A 21,078-nucleotide genomic window follows, 5' to 3' on the forward strand; every position below is an offset into this window, starting at 1 on the left:
ATAAAAAGGAGCACGATGCTCCTTTTTAATTTTTGCGCTTTTTAGTCACCGTCAACCAATCAAAATTGACCCCTGAAATTGCATTAAACCGAGATACCCTCAAGACCAAATCGAGCATTTTAGGGCGTTGGCGTATCGTTGGCTCCTGCAGGCGAGGGATGAAATACGCTACAACACATAAACGGCCAATACTGGATGCTAAAAAGACCACAAAGATAGTATGGCTTAGCAGGTTATCCAGCCCACTACTTTTAGCAAATGGCAATGCGTAGGAGGCGATAACTCCGCCAATAATGGAGCCTATAAATACCAGTGCGGCGCTAAGACCGGCTTGCATTGCGGCGTAAGTTGCAAAATCTGCTTGATGTGGACGAATATCATATAGGTAGTTTGCTGTGCTTAAAGTAAATCCACTCCACCACAGGCCTGAAATGGCCTGAATAATGAGAATGTAGGTAAAATCTCCGGAAAACAACCACAACAAAGGAACAAAAGGTATCATGCTACACGTTAAAACCATAACAAGACGATTACCAAATTTGTCGCTAAATTTACCCCAAAATTTCAGTGTAATAAACTGAGTGGCGATTGAAGCGACACCGGACAAAACAAACTCAATGTAAGTAAATTGCAGATCATTAAGCATATAAACGGCAAAAAAAGGTGCTGATATAGCCACCATGGATTGCATTGTGGCAACAAGTAAACTGTATTGTTTAAAGACAGGCTCTTGCCACGCTTCTCGAAGTTTTAGCCAAGTATTACCGGGCATTCTTTGTATAACTTGAACTTGAGGATCATGCATTTTCCAAAGCAGCCAAGCGGAACTAAAGCGTCCCACTGCGGCGATTAAAAAGAGTAAACTGAATCCCAGCCACGCAAGTTCAAGTTTATTACTGATGGTCAGTAAGCCGCCACCGATCACAAAAACGGCAAGTGATGCCAGCATAGTAATTCTGCTACGTGAGGCAAAAAACTTTCCACGACGTCTTGGGGGGACGATGTTACCCATCCAAGCTCGCCAATGAGGTTGCACTAAATTAAGTAATCCATGGTGCAGCATCGCTAATAAAATAAAAAGCCAAACGGCATTATCTGGTCGCCAAATACTTAACAGCGACATGGTTAAAAGTCCAGTTGCTTGCAAAGTTGCGCCAAACACTATGATGTCTTTACGGCTAAAAAAACGGCTGATGCCAAGAGATAGAAATTGCATTAATGCACCAAAGAGTTGAGGAAAGCCGGTTAATAAACCGAGTTGACTCATACTCGCTTGGATAAATATCGCAAAGGCATTAAAAAAGTTATCACTGGTGGCTGTCATGGCAGAGGACGCCAAGGCTTCTTTTTGTGAATAACGAAGTGTGGTGCGCAGCCAAATGTGTCGTGTGCCGCGACGGCTGCTTAAAGATGTGGCTTCTGATTTATCTCGTAACATGACTTGATAAGCAAGTTTTCATTGAATGGCTAGTAAAAAGCAAAAGCCTTGTTAGAACAAGTTTTAAGTATGCTTTTCACTAAATTTTTTTGAAGCAAACCAAGAGACAATGTTTACTCTGAAAATTACTGTAATATAAAAAAGGGCGATGAAGTTACCTTATCGCCCTTGGCATAGTTTAACCGTTTTTAGTTATGCCGCATTCGCCTGTGGGGCTGTTTGTTCTTTAACTACATTTAACTCGGTATCGAGTAATTCAAGATCAAACGTATATTCGTCTACCCGAACCGCTATTTTACGCTTCTCATTGTAATCCAATACAAGCGCTAAGTCTTGACCACTCAATTGACCTGCTTCGTGCAGTTTATTTACGGCATGTTCAAATGAGATAAATGGCACAACTGGGTTAGTTTTTAATGCTTTCTGAATTATTTTCAGTTGCGGCATTACTGCGTGTTTAGCAACAAAGGCACGCTCGTTAATGTCATTTGCATCACCTGGAGTCACTTTTATCAAGTGAGTCAACTCTTGCATTATGCTGCTTTGTTGCATGGTCGCATCAGACAATTCCCTTTTTAGTTTGTCTGAAATACTTTTAACTGAACGAGTGTAGGTGTTAGTTAAAACACGCATGAGGCCTCGAGTGGCTGTATTAGGAAAATTATCAACAAAATCGACAAGTGCTTGCTCACCTTGTTGTAAAGTCCACTGAATTGCATACTCGAAGAAAGGTTTCGCTTCATTTCGGTTGCTGACCTTTTGTTCATAAAAACGCACAACAGCCATAGATGCGTATAGATAACTCATTACATCACCTAAACGTGCAGACAACATTTCAGCCTTTTTCAGGTCGCCGCCAAGTACGAGCAATGACAAATCAGCCAAAGGCGCTAATTTTGCTGATAATGCATTAATTCGTTTTTCGTATTTTTTAACTTCAGGCAAAGCGGTTTGCGAGCCACGTAAAAACGGTAAGTAGCTTTTACTTATACTACGTAGCGAGTTTTTGACACTGAAACCAACTGTTTTCATCAATACTTTGTTAAATTCTGCGTCAGCATTGTTATCGTTACTGTGGATTAAATCGACCATCTCTTTTAAATGAGGGTGACAGCGCATTGCACCTTGACCGAAAATCATCAAACTTCTGGTCAGTATGTTTGCACCTTCAACAGTGATTGCGATAGGTTGAGCGGCATAACCATCTGCCAGATTGTTTTGCGGCCCACGCTGAATGGCTTTACCTGCTTGGATGTCCATTGCGCTGCTATTCACATCGCGGCCCAACTCTGTCATGTGGTACTTGGCAATAGCGGTTACCACAGATGGCTTTAAACCAAGGCCTAGCCCTTCAGTAGTAAGAACACGCATGGCTTCAAGGACAAATGTTTTACCAGCAATGTCAGCTAGTTTTTCTTGAATACCCTCAAATCTTCCAATTGGTACGCCAAATTGTTCACGAACAAACGAATATTCAGCGGTTGACTTAAGCGCAGATTGGCCAGATGCCACGCCCATTGCGGGCAATGAAATACCTCGTCCTGCACCTAAGCAGCTCACTAGCATTTGCCAGCCACGCCCGATATTTTTTTGACCGCCGATGATAAAGTCCATAGGTATGAAGACCTTATCTCCACGGGTAGTTCCGTTGTAAAAACGCATCCCCATTGGATCATGGCGGTTGCCAAGTTGAACGCCAGGATGAGATTTAGGAATTAATGCACAGGTAATACCGAGCTCTAATTTTTCTCCCAACAGCTGGTCTGGATCAAAGACTTTAAAGGCTAAACCAAGTACTGTGGCGATAGGGGCAAGCGTGATGTAACGTTTGTCCCACGATACCGATAATCCAAGTACTTCTTCACCGTTCCACATACCTTTGGTAACAATACCTGCATCTGGAATAGACCCTGCGTCAGAGCCAGCTTCAGGACTCGTTAGGGCGAAACAAGGAATATCTTTACCCACGGCAAGATTCGGTAACCACTGCTCTTGCTGCGCTGCAGTTCCATAATGCATAAGTAACTCACCGGGGCCTAAAGAGTTGGGCACCATAACAGTCACAGCAATCGCGCCGCTTTTAGCTGCTATTGTCGCTACAATTGTTGAGTTTGCATACGGTGAAAATTCTAAGCCACCAAATTTCTTCGGAATAATAAGCGCGAAGAATTTGTTAACTGACAGGTAATCAAGGATATGTTGTGGAATGTGTTTACCGTTTTGTAAGGCAAAGTCGTCAACCATATTTAGCAAAGTGGTGACAGGACCGTCTAAAAATGCCTGTTCTTCAGCACTTAATTTTGCACCGGGAATGGCGCGCAGTGCAGCCATGTCTGGCTTACCTTGATATATCGAAGATTCAATCCAAACATCACCAGCGTCTAAGGCTTCTTGTTCAGTTAGTGAAATAGGGGGTAATACTTTTTTAAGGCTAGTTCTAATACTCATTTTTACTCATCCGCTCATCTGACCAGTTGATGTTTATAATACTGCTTTTCCAAAATAGATCAAAACTGTTTTGTGATTTTGTAAATAAAATGTGGGTGGTTTGTACTGAGGGTTCAAATAAAAGTTAATTATATCAATTGACTAAGTGTATTTTTAAGGCCTAACATTTTTTTACATAAGGAGGAATAAATGACGAAATATGATACTGTTTTACATCAGATCTAGTGAGAATTGGTTATAATTAATCGAACTTAACGCCTTAACGTGATTTCGAATGGGGCAAAGTAGACAATAAATGCACTGTTTAGATAGCAACAACGTATCTTTAAATAGACGTTTAAGTCGCTCTTTTCATAGTAAGCTTAATATCGACATTTAGTAACGACCTTTTAAAAAGGATATGTTTTGAAAAACACTCTGCTTAGTTTGCCTGTTAGATACCCCAAAATGGTGTTGTTTCTGTGTTTTCTATTAGTTGTTGTAGCGGCCATAGGGAGTAAAAATCTTTATTTTCGAGGTGATTTTAGAGTATTTTTTGAAGCTGATAATCCCCAGCTTGTCGCATACGAAAAAATGCAAAATAGTTTCAGTAAAAATGACAATGTCAGTATTATTATTGCGCCACATTCTGGCAATGTTTTCGAAAAAAGCACTCTCAAATTAGTGCAGGAATTAACGGAAGAAGCTTGGCAAACACCGCTGTCCACGCGGGTTGATTCAATTACAAATTTTCAACACACGTGGTCAGAAGATGACGATTTAATTGTTGAAGATTTAGTAGAAAATATTGATGATCTAACACCGAGTCAATTAGCTAACATTAAACAGATCGCTCTTGACGAACCTAATCTACTCGACAGGATGATATCGCCCCTAGGGCATGTCACCATGATCAACATCAGCGTTAATTTACCAGATGGTGACCAGACAAAAGAAGCGTCAGAAGCGACGCAATTTGTCAAATCGATTACCACTCAATACAAAATGATGTATCCAGATTTCGATTTCTACCATACAGGCATCGTTACGATGAATGATGCTTTTAATATCACTGCAAAAAAAGATGCTTCAACGTTAGTTCCGCTAATGTTTTTGACTATTATTATTGTTATGTGGTTGGCCTTGAAAACTCTTGTTGGAACAGTTTCGACACTAATCGTCATTATAGTCAGTATTGTAAGCACAATGGGCATAGCCGGGTGGCTTGGAATCTTTTTAAGTACTGCAACCGTTAATGTACCCATTATGGTGATGACATTGGCCGTAGCCGATTGCATTCATGTGGTGTCTTCAATGTTACTTGGCATGCGTCAAAAAAAGACTAAGTCTGAAGCCTTACTTAGCAGTTTGGAGTCGAATTTCAAACCGGTTTTAATCACGACTCTTACAACAGGAGCAGGGTTTTTAACACTGAATTTTGCTGAGGTGCCCATACTAGCGGATTTAGGTAATTTGACAACAATCGGTGTGTTATTGGCCTGTTTCTTTTCACTTACTGTATTACCTGCTTTGGTTATGTTGTTACCTATTAACCCTAGAAGCGTTGTTCTTAAAAATTCAGGGCGCATTGAGGCTCTAGGTGAATGGGTAATTCAACATAATCGGAAGTTGTTACTTTTGAGTCTGAGTGTGACAGTGTTAGTTACAATCCTGGCATCAAAAAACCAATTAAATGATTCTCCTACTCAATATTTTGATCAATCAACCGCTTTCCGTCAATCAACTGATTTTCAACAAGATAATTTAAGTGGCATGACAAATATCGATGTTGCGATCTACAGTGAGCAAGAGAGTGGTATTAATGCTCCTGAGTTTCTAACAACGGTTGACAATTTTACAACATGGCTTCGTCAACAACTTGAAATTGATCATGTTTCTTCAATTAGTGATACGTTCAAGCGATTAAATAAAAATATGCACAGTGATGCTGTAGAATTTTATTCATTGCCCGGTGATAGGGAGTTAGCAGCCCAGTATTTATTATTGTATGAGATGTCTTTACCCTATGGATTAGATCTTAATAACCAAATAAATATGGACAAATCAGGCACGCGTATAATGTTAACGCTTAAAAATCTCGGCAGTAAGGAGATGACCAATTTTGAGAAAAAAGTAAAAGTTTGGTTTGAAGAAAACGCGCCTACTTTTACTATAATTTCGTCGAGTCCAGGCTTAATGTTTGCACATATTGGTGAAGCTAATATGGCGAGTATGATTGAAGGTACTCTGGTTGCTTTAGTGCTCATTTCAGGTCTATTGATTTTTGCACTTAAATCTTTTCGTCTTGGCTTTATAAGCTTATTGCCAAATCTACTGCCAGCTTTAATTGGCTTTGGTATTTGGGGAGCCTACTCTGCTGAAATAAATCTTGGCCTTTCGGTTGTCTTGAGTATGACTCTCGGTATCATTGTCGATGACACGGTTCACTTTCTAAGCAAATATCAACATGCTCGACAAGCTGGCAAAAACGCGGATGAAGCTGTGCGTTATGCTTTTGCAACAGTAGGTAAGGCGCTGGTGATTACGACTCTTGTGTTATCCTTAGGTTTCTCGGTTTTAATGTTGTCGCCGTTTGCTTTGAATGCCGATATGGGAATGTTAACCAGCGTAATTATTTTGGTCGCGTTAGCGGTCGATCTATTGTTTTTACCCGCTTTTTTAATGGTTTTTGATAGAAAAGAACAAACTAAAGGACAGTCGCTCAATGAAAATTTTACTGAATAGAAAGAAAACTACGAGAACATCATTTAGCTTGTTATTGTTAACAATGTTGTTTTGTACAAGCGCTTTTTCTCAGAGTGCCGAAGAGAAAGGCTTGGCAATAGCAAAAGAACAAAAATCTCGTGATGAAGGTTGGTCTGACTCAGTCGCTGAAACAAGTATGATTTTACGGAATCGGCAAGGAGACGAAACAGAGCGTAAAATGCGGGTTAAATCACTTGAAGTCATTGATGACGGTGATAAAGGCCTGACGATATTTGACCAGCCTTTGGATGTTAAAGGTACCGCATTCCTGAACTTTTCCCATCCTCTTGAGCCCGACGATCAGTGGATGTTTTTGCCTAAGTTAAAAAAGGTAAAACGTATTCAATCAAAAAATAAATCGGGCCCATTTATGGGCAGCGAGTTTGCATTTGAAGATATGAGCTCTTTTGAAATTGAAAAATTTAAATTTACTTATCTGCGTGACGAGCAGTATCAGGGAATGGACTGTTATGTGGTAGAACAGGTGCCTTTAGAAGAGGATTCAGGTTATAGCAAAAATATCACGTGGGTTGATAAAGAGCATTATCGCGTATTTAAGTCTGAATATTACGATCGTAAGGGTAGCTTATTAAAAGTATTGACCATGCACGATTATCAGCTTTTTTTAGACAAGTTCTGGCGTCCAATGGAATTAAGAATGGACAATCGTCAAAACGGCAAAAGCACCGATCTAATTACCCACTCTTTAGAGTTTAAAACAGGTTTGTCTGAAAATGACTTTGATAAAGACAGCTTAATGCGAGCTCGTTAGAGGAACTAATGAAACATACATTAATAAAATATCTACTTAGCGGAGTGGTTTTTTCTGTTGCTGGTGCTTCTCAGGCCGAGTTAGATATTGAGTACACTGGAACTGCTGCATTTGAACAACGTTATTTTTTGCAAGATGCGCTGTATCCGCAGCAAAGCCGAGATAATGCGTCTGTATATTTCAGCCCTGAGTTGTATACCGCGTTAAACGATGGTCAAGATACTATTTTGTTTCGTGGTTTTGTCAGGCTTGATCAAAATGACCAGAAACGAACCCATGGTGACATCCGAGAATTCTTATGGGCGCATATCGGTGATGACTGGGAAATTAAAACTGGTATTGGTAAGGTTTTTTGGGGCCAAGCAGAATCATTACATTTGGTTGATATTATTAATCAAACCGATGCTATCGAAGCCATAGACGGTGAAGATAAGCTGGGACAAGCGATGGTGTCTTTATCCTTGTACAAAGAATGGGGAAATTTTACGGCATTTGTATTACCTTATTTTAGAGAACGCACCTTTGCCGGAATGGATGGGCGTTTGCGTGGCCCTTTAGAAATCGATACTGATAATGCCTTATACGAATCAAGTGATGAGGAAAAAAAACTCGATTGGGCGCTTCGCTGGCAACATACCCTTGGTGATTGGGAAGTGGGTTTGTCTTACTTTGACGGAACCTCTCGAGAGCCTGATTTTATCCCCTCAATCAAAGGCGACAATGAATTTGTACTTCGCCCTTATTATTCACAAATTCAACAAGTAGGTATCGATGTACTTGCTATTGTTGAAGCTTGGATTATAAAATTTGAAGCGATTCAACGTTCAGGAAATATGCAAGATTATTGGGCGATGGTAGGTGGATTTGAATACACCTCTGTTGGAGTGTTCGATTCTATATATGACATCGGATGGTTGGTAGAATATCAATATGACGATCGCCAAGAGTTAGCTACAACTACTGCTCAAAATGACATTTTAATTGGTGCAAGGTGGGTACTGAATGATTTTGATGGAACCGAAGTGCTTTTTGGCATGGTTCAAGATTTAGATTATTCAGGTGTGCGCTCTGGTTTTATTGAAGCTTCGAGTCGGATTAATGATCATTGGAAATGGCGAGTAGATGCTTATTTATTTTCAAGTGATGAGCCAACTGATATTTCTTACTTTTTGCGCAGAGACGATTATGCTCAATTCAGTTTAGAGTACTACTTCTAAGTCACGAGTATAAAATAGCGTAATTTCTATTCTGCCTATCACCAGTATATTCTTAATAGTAGGGGCATCCTTGCCCCTTATTTTCCCTTCTTTTATTGATATTTGGTCAGTTTATCTTGAGTTTTTGTTTCAAAATCACTGGCATCATGACGCTCATGCAATTGGCTCGAAGGCTCTCCCCACGTGCGGTTGACGATCCGGCCTCGTTGCACAGCCGGTCTTTGGACTATTTCATCATTCCATCTCAATATATGTGTGTATTCATGAGTCTGTAAAAACTCAGCCGCTTCGTAAACTTTATTGGTCACCAAGGCGCCGTACCACGGCCAAATTGCAATGTCAGCTATACTGTATTCATCACCACACATGTACCGATTGTTCGCAAGATGTTGATTGAGCACATCTAGCTGACGTTTTATTTCCATAGCATAGCGGTCAATAGGGTATTGATATTTTTCTGGAGCATAAGCATAAAAGTGACCAAAGCCGCCACCCAAAATAGGTGCACTAGCCATTTGCCAAAACAGCCAAGACAAACACTCTGTTCGTTTGACTGGCTCCTTGGGTATCAGCACATCAAATTTATCAGCTAAGTACAACAGCATTGCTCCTGACTCAAACAAACGAGTAGGGGGAGTTGTACTATGGTCCATTAGTGCCGGAATTTTCGAATTTGGATTGACTGCCACAAAACCGCTAGTGAATTGCTCTCCCTCCATGATATTGATTAAATGAGCATCGTATTCAGCTTCTTTGATACCTAAGGATAATAGTTCCTCAAACATAACAGTCACTTTTACCCCATTGGGGGTCGCAAGCGAATATAGCTGGAAAGGATGTTCACCTACTTTTAAAGCCTTCTCTTCTCTAGCTCCGGCAGTAGGGCGATTGATCCCTGAGAACTTGCCGCCGAACTCTTTATCCCATTCCCATATTTTGGGAGGCGTATAATTATTATTCAAAATGTTAGCTCCTTATTATTGTCTTTATAAATAATGAAAACTTTGAATCATTCTTAGTATCTTATCTAGATCACCCCGATTATTGCTATTTCATTGATTGGGGCACGACGCTAAAAGATCAAATAGTAACTTTCTATTTTATGCCTTAGCTCTCTACCTATCTCGGGTATTGCAGCCTATACTAGGGTCATATTATCAAGGATAGAGGGTAAAATGCTCGAAAAACGACAGCATTCAAGAGTCTTAGTAGAGGATTTACAGGCAGATATCTGTTTCACCGATCCTGATTCAGACCATGTGACAGTGTTAACGGGTGGTGTCGTAGACATGAGTTATTCTGGTATTAAAATTAAGTTAGGATCAGCACTTCCCAATATTCCGTCTTTAAGCAAAATAAGCATCGTGTTAACCAGCGCAAGTTTATCCACCCCCATGACCATCAAAGGCATGGTAAAACATACATCGGAACAGAATGAATGCGGTATTGCCTTTTCCTCAGAAAACGGGGCTTCAAATGTCGGTGAATATCTTTTTGAATGTATACGAAAAGTACCGCACAACGCATCGGTTTAAGGCGATAAAAATCAAAACGAGTCATCCTAAAAAGAAGTTTGACTCGATTGTAGCTAACAAATAAGAGTGGTTATTATAAATATTTAGCGTGAAACCGCAGATGGTCTTCGATAAAACTAGAGACAAAATAATAACTATGATCGTAGCCTAGGTGATACCTAAAATCTGCTTTGTAACCGATTTCTTTGGCTACATCTTCTAAAGGTTTGGTTAATTTTTGACTCAGATAAAAATTATCATCTAGACCCTGATCCACTAGCATAGGGATGTGTAAAAACTGTCCCTGTTGGCGCATCAAATTGCAACTGTCGTAAGCAAGCCAATCTTGCTTGTTATCACCTAAGTAATGAGTAAAAGCCTTTTGTCCCCATTGGCATTCAAGCGGATTAACGATAGGTGCAAATGCCGACACAGAGCAGTAACGTTTCATATTTGATAGGGCAATGGTTAATGCTCCATGGCCGCCCATAGAATGGCCCGCAATCGCCGCTTTTTCTTTTACCTTAAATTCTTTTTGCACTAAGGCGGGCAATTCTTCAACGATATAATCGTACATTTGGTAATGCTCTTGCCAAGGTGTTTGCGTCGCATTGACATAAAACCCTGCACCTAAACCTAAGTCGTAAGCACCATCTGCAGCGTCAGTCACTTGGTCACCGCGGGGACTCGTATCTGGCATAACTAACATAATACCTAACTCAGCCGCTACGCGCTGTGCACCTGCTTTTGTTGAAAAGTTTTCATCAGTACAGGTGAGGCCACTTAACCAGTACAACACGGGTAAACGGTTGTTGGTTGCAGCAGCAGGAGGTAAAAATACACTAAAGTGCATTTCACAATTGAGTGTTTTCGAACGATGACTATAGCGCTTCTGCCAACCACCAAAACATTTATTGGCACTTAATTCAGCAAGTTCAGTGGCATTTGCCATGATATATCTCCTTATTAATAATGCACAACAGTACGAATCGATTTACCTTCATGCATCAAATCAAACGCGTCATTGATGTCTTCTAAGGCCATGGTGTGGGTGATAAAGGTATCTAACTCAAATTCTCCATCCATGTAGCGCTGCACGTAATCGGGTAATTGGCTGCGACCTTTTACACCGCCAAACGCGGTGCCGCGCCAAACTCGGCCAGTAACTAATTGGAAAGGACGAGTTGAAATTTCCTGCCCCGAGCCTGCTACGCCAATAATCACAGACTCTCCCCAGCCTTTGTGGCAACATTCAAGGGCTGAGCGCATCACATTGACATTTCCAATGCATTCAAAAGAATAATCGACACCACCGTCCGTCATTTCAACAATGATATCTTGGATAGGTTTATCGTAGTCTTTTGGATTAACCACATCCGTTGCGCCTAACTGTTTAGCAATTTCAAACTTATCTTCATTAATATCAATCGCAATAATACGTCCGGCTTGCGCCATTTTTGCGCCGATAAGAACAGAAAGTCCAATGCCACCAAGACCAAATACCGCAACGGTGTCTCCCGGCTTGACTTTAGCTGCATTGGTTACAGCACCCATACCTGTTGTCACACCACATCCTAGTAAACAAACTTTTTCAAGTGGTGCTTCTTTCGGGATTTTGGCTAAGGCGATTTCAGGTACTACAGTATGTTCTGCAAAGGTTGATGTGCCCATGTAATGATAAATGGGTTGACCATTGATTGAAAAACGACTCGTACCATCTGGCATCAATCCTTTGCCTTGCGTTGCTCGAATTGCTTGGCACAAATTGGTTTTGCCTGATAAACAAAACTTACACTTACCACATTCTGGTGTGTATAAAGGGATAACGTGGTCACCTACTTCAACTAAGGTCACACCTTCCCCTATTGCTTCAACAATACCAGCACCTTCATGACCTAAAATGGCGGGAAACAAACCTTCAGGATCATCGCCAGACAGCGTGTAGGCATCGGTATGGCATACACCCGTGGCCACAATCCTGACCAATACTTCGCCTTTTTTGGGGGGCGCCAGATCCACTTCTTCAATTTTTAGAGGCTGACCCGCAGCCCATGCAACAGCCGCTCTTGTTTTTATACTTTGCATTTTATTTTCCTTAGCAATTAATTTTGGTGAATGTTAGTGGGCGTCAGCAAATAGTTACAAACAACTACCCAATAATCGAATGTCTGCATCGCGCCAAAATACATCATCTATTTGGTAACCATCAGCACATAACTTTTCTTTTTTGAGTCTTTTTTGTAAGCTTTCTGCCGCTTTATCTTCTAGCTCTAGTTTGGTTTGATTATCTGCTAATACCGCAAAACGCTTGGCTTTTTGATCGCGGTCAGCCCTTTCCATGCGCGAACCATCGCGGGAGTCGCTGCGCTCATAGTCTCGTTGATTATTACTGCGTAAGGAATCCTGAGAAGTATTTCGCCATGAGAGACCAAACACAAATTCAATGGAGCCATCGGCCAAGGTACGACTTTCAAACTTTTCATCGGTCATAATGGGTTCAGGTTCGCTGGCCGCACAGGCTGTTAAAGCCAAACTAACAAGGCCTATTTTTATTAAATGTCTCAATGGTTCATCCAAGGGCTAGTGATTCGCTCTATACTAACGAATTGTCAATGGCAGTGACAAACATTAATCGCATACATCACGTACTGAGCGAATTAAAACTATTATCAAGTTGACGCTATCTTTGTTTGTATTTCAATATGTTATGTTGCAATATTTAATTCATTGTTGTCTCTGTAGTCTTGCCTTAAGTAGGTTAAAGGAGCGTTTAGTTTGAAAATGAGAATGTCAATTTTTGCCGTATTGTTGTGCGTAGTCGCAGGGCATAGCAGAGCGGTAGAAGGCTTATACGGAGTATCGACTATTGGCGCCGCAAACACAGAGTTTAGTGGTGCCGATTTGACGTCCATGTCGTATAAATTGGGTATCGGTTATCAGATTGAGCGTCAATGGTATTTTGAAGCAGGTTTTCAAAAGTTAGCGAATGACTCGCTGGCCACTGAATTGCCCAGCTCCATGGCGCAATTACAAGATGGTAGTATGCCCTTAGACGCCTCGGCGCTTTATGCCGCGTTTTTAGGTAAAGCGGCAGGGCCGGCTGGTGAATTATTCTATCGAGTTGGCCTACTCAAAACAGATACCAAGGGGCAACAAGTGTTGCAGGGTGAGCAGAGCTGTGCATTAGGTAAGGGCACTTCAATTGCGTTAAGTGCAGAAGAAACCTATACGTTTTGTGAATTTGACGAGGGCGGTATAGCTGGTGTAATTGGTATTGGTTTTGATTTTTTTATTGGTCCAAGAACGATGCTTAGAACTGAAATTGAATATATCAAAGGCGAGAATAATTTTACTGCGAGCGCTGCATATTTAGGTTTACGCTACAATTTTTAATTTAATTTGTACCAATGAGCCGCATTGTTGTATGCAAGTTGTTGGAATAAGTTAGCGCTTAGATGTAATTCAGTTTTGTAGCCTTGCCATAACTCTAGGTAGGGACGACTCAAGGTACAAAGTGGAAAGTTACTGGCTAACATCACTCTAGGCGAGCCAAAACACGTAATTACTTGTTTAAGTGGCTTTTCTATAGCTTGAAAAGACCACTGCCGATTGGCCATTTCCCAGCCTGACAATTTAATCGCAATATTTTCACAATCCCGTAAATAGTGAATATTGTCCTGCCATTTATTATCTTCAATTGTGCCTGAAACTGGCGGCCAACCTGCGTGATTGATAATTATTCTGAGGTTTTTATGTTGCTTTGCATGCTTAATTAATTCGTGCACAGCGCCAGTATCATGCACTGGGAATTGTGCATCAAAACTTAAGTTCATTTCATTTAAAACGGCAAAGTTTCGTGCACATTGTGGATGGCTTAAAATAGCTAAAGCCTCATCATCCAATATATGCCTGATCCCAACTACTGATTTTCGCTTAGCTAAAATTTGCATAGTATGAGCAAAGTCAGTTGAATATAAATTAGCGCAAGCAACCGATTTAAATCGAAGCTTGCACGTTGACTCAAGCCAATCAATTTCTCGCCAAGGATGCTCGTTATCAAAGCCTGCTTCAATATGCACAAAACCTGCTAAATTTAGGCCCGCAGTCAGGCGTAAATCCGCTTCACCAACATTTTTTGCGATGGTTTTTTTATCAGGCCAAAAGGGTGGTTTATCTGGTTTTAGCCAGCCGTAGTCACCTAAGTCTAAGGCAAATAAATGGAGATGGGGATCAACAATGTTTTGTGTCATGTCAGCTCTATTTGCTGTGGTTTAATTACGTGTTGTGACATCTACCTTACTGTGCGGTATACCCACCGTCGATAACGTGCAAACTTCCGGTAACAAATGCGGCATCCTCACTGGCTAAAAAGAATGCCATCGCGGCGACTTCTTTTGATTGCCCTAATCGACCCAAGGGTTGTAATGCGGCTTCTTCACTATGAACTTGTTGTTCATCTGCTCCGGATTTCTCAACGTATCTCGCTATCGCCTGATGATACAATGGCGTCTCGATGGTGCCGGGGCAAATGGCATTTGCACGAATATTAAAACTGGCGTAATCCAATGCGGTGGTTTTTGCTAACGAAGCAAGGGCAGCTTTACTCATGTTGTAGGCAAAGGAGTTACGCTTAGCAATAAGAGCTTGATCCGAAGCCATATATAAAATAACCCCTGCTTGCTGTTCTTTCATCAAAGGAAGAACGGCTTTGGTCGCATTGATAGCCCCCTTAACATTTAAGGCAAAAACTCGCTCAAACTCAGCATCGGAGGTCGTTTCAATGGTACCAGAAAAATGAATGCCGGCATTCGAGATCAGTACGTCTACTCTTTGGTATTGTTGCAATACCTTATTCAACACTGTGCGTGTTTCAGCGCTATCACTCAAATCACAGGGCCACCAGTCAATATTACATTGCTTTAGTGCTGGTTTTTGAATATCCAAATTGACTACTTGGTAGCCATTAAGGGCAAATCGTTCACATATGGCTTCACCTATGCCTGCGCTCCCTCCCGTTACAATACAGACAGGAAAAGGTGAGGGTTGTTGAGTCATAATTTAATTGCACCATGAAAATTACCAAAGAAGGCTTAGGGTAAAGCAAAGTTAATGTGCTACCAAGTGATAATTAAATACGAATAAACGAATGCTCTGAACAGAATCATTGCTTACAACTTTACACTAAAAAGTTGCTAGGCTTGGCATACATGCTTGGTTGAATATTGTAAAATCTGCCCTTACTCAGTTGGATTAACAACAAAAATAGTGAACTTGCACCGCCTCCTAGGTTCAAAAGCTGCTGTTTCAACATACTATTCCACTAACGATTACTTTAAATACAGAGAGAGATGATTTGTCTTTAAGTTTGAAAAGATTTTTCTACAATATGCTGCTATTTGTCACAATATCTGTAGGCAGTTCAGCGCTGTGGGCTGCAAACGTTGATGTTAAAGGCATTAAAAATGACAAAATCCTGACTAATGTCAATGCCCATATTGACAGTATAGAGCCGCCCGTAGCAACGTATCAGTTTGAACAGTATCAGTTGCAGTTAGTTGAAAAAGTGAAATTAGCGGTTGAAGTTTATGGATATTATCAAAGTCTAATACGGGTCAATTTGCCCGATACTAAGCTCAAAAATAGTCGCTGGAAAATCGAGGTAGAACTAGGTCCTGTTACTACTATAAAACAATTAGATATTGGGCTGGAGGGGGAGGGCAAACAAGATCCCATTATTCAACAAGTGTTGGCCAATTTACCGTTGTCGGCAAATAAACCCTTACATCACGCAGACTATGAATCCAGTAAATCGAAGCTACAAAACGTGGCTTTGTCGCTTGGTTACTTTGATTTTAAGTTTACCGAACACAGCATAAAAGTATTCGAATCTTCAGCCACGGCCACTATTACGTTAAAGATGCAAACGGGCCAGCGGTTTCACTTTGGTGAATTACGTTTTCCTGAGGATCAGCGCGCCCAATCCCTAGTTTTAGAGTCGTTGCCGTTTAGTGAAGGGGAACCCTATGAGGCAAATAAGTTATCGATACTTAACCAGCGTTTAAAACAAACCCAATATTTTCAACATGTACTCGTGCGCCCGCTTGTTAAAGATGCCGAGGACTATGCCGTGCCAATAGAAATTATTTTGACTCACAAACCCCGAGATAACTTTGATTTAGGTGCTGGTTTTTCTTCTGATATTGGCCCGCGCTTTACTGCAAAATGGCAGCGTCCGTGGGTAAATAGTCTCGGTCATTCAATGGGGACAGAGCTTTTTATCTCAGGCCCAGAGCAATCAATTAGCCTGGATTATCGTGTTCCGATTGAAGATCCAGTAAAAAACTACGCAAGTTTTCAGGTCGGTTTTCAGTCCCAAGATGATAATGATACCAACAGTAAACGTTATACCATGTCAGCGACTCGTTATTGGACTGTGCCAGATTCCGACTGGCAAAGGGCCGTGTTTTTACGATTAGAACAAGAGACCTTTACCCAAGGCTTAGACGATGAAGAGACCACGCGTTTATTAACCCCCGGATTTACGCTTAGTCGACTGCGAACTAAAGGGGGATTAGACGTCTATTGGGGGGATAAACAAACCCTCACCGTAGAAGGCGCAGCTGATGCCTTGTTTTCAGATATAAACCTACTTCGGATTACCGCTCAAACAAAATGGTTGCGCAGCTGGGACGAACATAGGGTGTTATTGCGGGCTGACCTAGGTGCAATTGAAACCAGTGATTTTGATCAAGTGCCCTCAAGTTTGCGATATTTTGCCGGTGGCGATCAAAGTATTCGAGGCTTTGGTTATCGAGATTTATCGCCTTTCGTTTTGGATGAAAACAACAATACAGAGTTAACCGGTGGGCGTTATTTGGCAGTGGGCAGTGCCGAATACAGTTATCCCGTTGCTGAAAATTGGCGTTTGGCTCTTTTTGTTGATGCCGGTACTGCGACCAATGATTTTTCTGGCGACTACGCTACTGGTATTGGCGCCGGTGTCAATTGGTTAAGCCCCGTTGGTCCGGTACGCATGTATCTTGGTTGGGGCAATAGCAGCTACGAGTCAACCACGCGCTTGCACTTTTCGATGGGGCCAGCATTATGAAAATATTCAAATGGACAGGCATGACATTTTTAGCCCTTTTATGCAGTCTGATGCTTATAGGTTTACTTGCATTTACACCTTGGGGGAGCCACGTACTGCTTAATGGTGCAGATGCTTGGCTTGACGAATTAAGTCTGGATTACAAAAGTGGTGGCTTAGGCTCCGAACTGCAATTGAACCAGGTGAAGTGGCAGCAAGACGCGATAAATATCCATATTGAAAACGTGCAATTAGACCTTGATTGGGGCTGTCTTTGGTCATTATCGGTGTGTATCGAACATCTCAAATCTGGCAATATTCAGGTTAATATTGTCCCTATAGCCAATGAAAAATCTACCGCAGAGCCCTTAGAAAAGCTTACCTTACCCTTTTATTTACGGGTGAAACGACTCGAACTTGGCGTCTTAGACCTTACAGTACAAGATCAATTAAACCTAAGTTGGAGAGGCCTCAGCGCCTCCCTTAACTTTGAGCAAGAACTTGAAGTTGAAACCCTTAATATCAATGCTCTACAGTTTGATATCTTGTCAAATGATGCTGCTGGCGCCAGTAAACCAACTGAGTGGACGGCATTTGAGTATCAGCCAATTACGCAATTTGCGATTGATTTGCCGCTGGTTTTTGACCTAGCTGACCTTAACATCAGCCCCTTTACCTTGAGCACTAATGGCCAAACGAGGCTTCAGTTATCGTCAGTTCAGCTTTCCGCTAAGGCCGATGATAAAACCTTAAGTGTCAGGCAGTTCATTGTTCGCCATAAGCTAGGAGAGGTTTCTGCTACTGCCGATATAGGCCTTGAGGGAAACTTACAACATGAACTGAATTTAGGCGCAAAGTACAAAGAACCTCAGGGCGGAGTCGTCAATCTTAGCGTATCCTCAGTAGGCGATTTGCAACAGCTTAATGCTGATGTGACAGCCAGCGGGCTCGTAAATGCTACTATAGCTCTTCAGGCAGAATTGGCTAAAGACAAGCTCCCTCTTGACCTCACAATATCGTGGCAAAATCTCACTTGGCCTTTACGTCATCAAACGCAGTTGGCAGAGCAATTTCAATCAACACAAGGACAAATAAGTTTAGTGGGCGATCTCGACAGGCTTAGCTTACAGGGCAATGGTAAAATAGCGGGCCAGGGTATTCCTAGCACTTCATTTACCTTACAAGGTAAGGCGGACAGAGAGCAACTGGTGCTTGACTTACTAAAACTCAACACCTTAGGTGGAGATATTGTTGCTAAGGGCAAGGTGGCGTTTGCCAATAGTCTAGAGATTACCAGTCGTATTGATATGCAACATATCAATCCTGGCGTCATGTTACCTGATTACCAAGCAGATATTAATGGTGGAATGCAAGCCAGAGTGTTTAATTCAGCTGGACAGTGGCAGGCAGAATTAAGTGAGCTAGATATCAATGGTCTGTGGCGAAATTATCCACTTAATATCACAGGGAGTGCCAAGCTTGACGATTCTGCCGCTGTGGTGCTTAACAAACTCAGTATTCGAAATGGTGAAAACTCCATTCAACTTAATGGTCAGCTAGACAGTGAGCGAAAGCTTGATGTGGATGTGATGGTCAACGCCGCTAACATTGGGCAAAGTATTGCCGAAATGCAAGGTAGCTTTTCACTTGATGCTAAGCTTAGCGGTAGTCTTGAACAACCTTCATTGCAGTATAGCTTACAAGGTCAAGAGTTGGCATTTGCCGATATCAACGTTAAAGCCTTTGATGGAAAAGGACAGATTATTTGGAACGATATCAAACCGGTTTCTCTTGAACTGAACGTGCAAAATATTATCGGCGTGAATAATCAGATCGATCAAGCTCGACTAAGCCTAAGCGGCAATGCCGCGGCTCATGAATTACTGCTTGATACCACCAGTAATAAAACCAATTTGCTGGCGAAAATCCAAGGTTCATTACAAAGCACGTCGTGGCAAGGACGCTGGTTAGAAGGACAAATCGAATCCACCTACGCTTCCTTGCAGTTAGCCGAGCCTTTTACGATTTCTGCGGATTGGCAGGAGCAGGCTTATTCAATTTCTCCGCATTGCTGGCAGCAAGAAAAAAGTGATTTGTGTATCAAACAAGCTAGTTTTGTAGGCCAGCAAGCCAAGTGGGATATTGCCTTACATGATCTCAATTTTATTCCTTTGTTACAGCGAGTGGTGCCGGCGTTTCCACCAATTGACTCTACTAGTCAATTAAGTTTGTCGGTAAAAGGTCAATGGTTGTTAAGTGAACTCCCCGAAGCCCAGCTTCATGCTAAATTGAGTCCAGCTACTTGGCGTTACACAGATAAAAAAGGCCTTGAACTGGTCATTGAAGAATTTGACCTCGATGCCCAAATTTCTCAACAGAATGTGAATGCCCAGGTTACCTTATCAGGGCCAGAAATTGGTTTGGTAGCGCTAGGTTTACAGGGAGAGGCAGGGACTCATGCAGACCAACTAGACAGACCCATCACAGGCGAGCTTAATCTCAGCCGAATTAACCTTGCGCCATTGAGGGTCTTTATTCCCGAACTTGATAAGTTGGAGGGAAAACTAGCCGGTGATGCACAAATAAGTGGCACCCTAAAACAACCTTTAGTGAATGGCTCTATTGTGCTCAGCAACGGCGCAGTACAAGGGCAGAATATTCCCTTAATTGTGAGCGATGTTAACCAAACACTAGAGTTGCAAGGTGATAAAGCTTCGCTCAGTGGAACCTATTTATTAGGTAAGGGCAAAGGAACCATCAACGGTAAATTGGCGTGGCGCCCTGATGTAAGTGGTCAAATCAACATAGCTGGACAAAATTTAGAGCTCGATTACCAAAGCATGTTAAGAGCACAGGTTAGCCCTAACATTGATGTTCAGTTTTCGCCCGATACGGTCAAAGTCCGTGGAGAAGTAATTGTACCCTATGCGCGTTTCAAATTACGTGACTTGCCTCAAGGCACTGTTTCTCCTTCCAAGGATGTTGTATTGGTTGAGCAAGAAAAAGCACTATCACAAGAACAACAGATCATCGATTTACGTGTACTTGTTTCAGTTGATCCCAAACAAAGTAACGAGGTAAAACTCGATGCCTTTGGTTTAACCACGGACTTACGCGGCACCATGCAACTTGAAAGCAGTAAACTAGGTATGGTGGCCAATGGTGATGTGCAATTAATCAATGGTCGTTACCGCGCCTATGGGCAAAACTTACTGATCCGTGAGGGTGACATTGCTTTTAATGGCCCCTTAGATAGCCCTTATTTGAATATTGAGGCGGTACGCGATCCGAAGTTAACTGCAGATGATGTTGTTGCCGGTATTAGGGTAAGTGGTGTGGCGGAGAATCCCAAAGTTGAAGTGTTTTCAGAGCCTTCTATGGAGCAGCAACAAAGTTTGTCCTATATGTTAACCGGACGAGGTCTAGGGCAGTCGAGTGGTGACAGTCAAGATACAATCTTAACCAACATGTTACTCGGATTTGGCCTAGGGCAAAGTGAAAATATGGTGACCAATATAGGCCAAAAATTGGGCTTTAAAGATGTCGCCTTAGATACCAGTGGTCAAGGCGATGGAACCCAATTATCCGTATCGGGCTATGTCGCCCCAGGTGTGCAATTACGTTACGGTATTGGTGTATTTGATTCAGTGTCAGAGGTAGCAATACGCTATGAACTGTTACCACAGTTATACATTGAGGCCGTCAACGGTGTAGGCACTGCCATAGATATTTATTACAGTTTCAGTATCGAAGGCAGCCAAAACGAAAAAGTGAAAGAGCAAAAAGAGTTAAAAGCGCAACAATAAACTCCGTTAGTGCAGTGGTTTGCCATGTAAAACGTCTTATACTGATGATTG

At 41.8% G+C, this 21,078-nt stretch carries 15 protein-coding genes; 7 read left to right on the forward strand and 8 right to left on the reverse strand.

Annotated elements, in window-relative coordinates; genetic code table 11:
- Window positions 1–25: 25 nt before the first annotated feature.
- Together ACEN2L_RS17195 and ACEN2L_RS17200 are read right to left on the reverse strand one after the other, a co-directional pair.
- Window positions 26–1,438, reverse strand: a complete 1,413-nt coding sequence (locus tag ACEN2L_RS17195) for an MFS transporter (protein WP_441745347.1) — start codon at window positions 1,436–1,438, stop codon at window positions 26–28.
- A 192-nt stretch (window positions 1,439–1,630) separates the two neighbouring features.
- A complete protein-coding gene (locus ACEN2L_RS17200; RefSeq protein ID WP_441745348.1) occupies window positions 1,631–3,886 on the reverse strand; it encodes an acyl-CoA dehydrogenase in 2,256 nt (751 codons plus the stop codon).
- Between the two features lie 447 nt (window positions 3,887–4,333).
- Here ACEN2L_RS17200 and ACEN2L_RS17205 point away from each other — a divergent pair, with 447 nt between their 5' ends.
- The 3 genes from ACEN2L_RS17205 to ACEN2L_RS17215 all read left to right on the forward strand — a co-directional run bounded on the left by ACEN2L_RS17205 (window position 4,334) and on the right by ACEN2L_RS17215 (window position 8,620).
- Window positions 4,334–6,610 (forward strand): efflux RND transporter permease subunit, encoded by a 2,277-nt coding sequence (locus ACEN2L_RS17205; RefSeq protein WP_441745368.1) that lies wholly within the window; start codon window positions 4,334–4,336, stop codon window positions 6,608–6,610.
- 91 nt (window positions 6,611–6,701) lie between these two features.
- Window positions 6,702–7,403: an outer membrane lipoprotein-sorting protein gene (locus ACEN2L_RS17210; protein ID WP_441745349.1), complete on the forward strand. Its 702-nt coding sequence runs from the start codon at window positions 6,702–6,704 to the stop codon at window positions 7,401–7,403.
- A gap of 8 nt (window positions 7,404–7,411) precedes the next feature.
- Window positions 7,412–8,620: a hypothetical protein gene (locus ACEN2L_RS17215; protein WP_441745350.1), complete on the forward strand. Its 1,209-nt coding sequence runs from the start codon at window positions 7,412–7,414 to the stop codon at window positions 8,618–8,620.
- Window positions 8,621–8,712: 92 nt separating this feature from the next.
- Here the strand turns inward: ACEN2L_RS17215 and yghU are convergent, their stop codons facing one another.
- The gene (yghU, locus tag ACEN2L_RS17220; RefSeq protein ID WP_441745351.1) at window positions 8,713–9,582 is read right to left on the reverse strand and encodes a glutathione-dependent disulfide-bond oxidoreductase; all 870 of its coding nucleotides are present in this window, start codon (window positions 9,580–9,582) and stop codon (window positions 8,713–8,715) included.
- Window positions 9,583–9,795: 213 nt separating this feature from the next.
- On the opposite strand from yghU, the gene ACEN2L_RS17225 reads away from it, so the two are divergent.
- Entirely contained in the window at window positions 9,796–10,155 is a 360-nt protein-coding gene (locus ACEN2L_RS17225) for a PilZ domain-containing protein (protein WP_441745352.1), read from the forward strand.
- A 73-nt stretch (window positions 10,156–10,228) separates the two neighbouring features.
- Here ACEN2L_RS17225 and fghA read toward each other — a convergent pair whose 3' ends face one another.
- Genes fghA through ACEN2L_RS17240 form a run of 3 tightly spaced genes read right to left on the reverse strand, consistent with a single transcriptional unit; the run spans window position 10,229 to window position 12,699 of the window.
- Window positions 10,229–11,086, reverse strand: coding sequence for an S-formylglutathione hydrolase (fghA, locus tag ACEN2L_RS17230; protein ID WP_441745353.1), 858 nt, complete (start codon window positions 11,084–11,086; stop codon window positions 10,229–10,231).
- 14 nt (window positions 11,087–11,100) lie between these two features.
- Entirely contained in the window at window positions 11,101–12,219 is a 1,119-nt protein-coding gene (locus tag ACEN2L_RS17235) for an S-(hydroxymethyl)glutathione dehydrogenase/class III alcohol dehydrogenase (RefSeq protein WP_306023084.1), read from the reverse strand.
- 54 nt (window positions 12,220–12,273) lie between these two features.
- The gene (locus ACEN2L_RS17240; RefSeq protein ID WP_441745354.1) at window positions 12,274–12,699 is read right to left on the reverse strand and encodes a hypothetical protein; all 426 of its coding nucleotides are present in this window, start codon (window positions 12,697–12,699) and stop codon (window positions 12,274–12,276) included.
- 216 nt (window positions 12,700–12,915) lie between these two features.
- On the opposite strand from ACEN2L_RS17240, the gene ACEN2L_RS17245 reads away from it, so the two are divergent.
- Window positions 12,916–13,527 carry an outer membrane beta-barrel protein gene (locus ACEN2L_RS17245; RefSeq protein WP_441745355.1) on the forward strand — a complete coding sequence of 204 codons (612 nt, stop codon included), beginning with the start codon at window positions 12,916–12,918 and terminating at the stop codon, window positions 13,525–13,527.
- On the opposite strand, the gene ACEN2L_RS17250 is transcribed toward ACEN2L_RS17245, so the two are convergent.
- Window positions 13,524–14,384, reverse strand: a complete 861-nt coding sequence (locus ACEN2L_RS17250; RefSeq protein WP_441745356.1) for an amidohydrolase family protein — start codon at window positions 14,382–14,384, stop codon at window positions 13,524–13,526. The two genes, ACEN2L_RS17245 and ACEN2L_RS17250, sit on opposite strands and share 4 nt — an antisense overlap.
- A 46-nt stretch (window positions 14,385–14,430) precedes the next feature.
- Window positions 14,431–15,189 carry an SDR family NAD(P)-dependent oxidoreductase gene (locus ACEN2L_RS17255; protein ID WP_441745357.1) on the reverse strand — a complete coding sequence of 253 codons (759 nt, stop codon included), beginning with the start codon at window positions 15,187–15,189 and terminating at the stop codon, window positions 14,431–14,433.
- 331 nt (window positions 15,190–15,520) lie between these two features.
- Here ACEN2L_RS17255 and ACEN2L_RS17260 point away from each other — a divergent pair, with 331 nt between their 5' ends.
- The gene (locus ACEN2L_RS17260) at window positions 15,521–17,242 is read left to right on the forward strand and encodes an autotransporter assembly complex protein TamA (RefSeq protein ID WP_441745358.1); all 1,722 of its coding nucleotides are present in this window, start codon (window positions 15,521–15,523) and stop codon (window positions 17,240–17,242) included.
- Window positions 17,239–21,027 (forward strand): autotransporter assembly complex protein TamB, encoded by a 3,789-nt coding sequence (tamB, locus tag ACEN2L_RS17265; protein ID WP_441745359.1) that lies wholly within the window; start codon window positions 17,239–17,241, stop codon window positions 21,025–21,027. The genes ACEN2L_RS17260 and tamB overlap by 4 nt, the downstream gene beginning before the upstream one ends.
- The last annotated feature ends 51 nt before the right edge of the window (window positions 21,028–21,078 follow it).

This window comes from Flavobacterium sp. W21_SRS_FM6 (assembly GCF_052119645.1).
Taxonomy (GTDB): Bacteria; Pseudomonadota; Gammaproteobacteria; order Enterobacterales; family Alteromonadaceae; genus Paraglaciecola.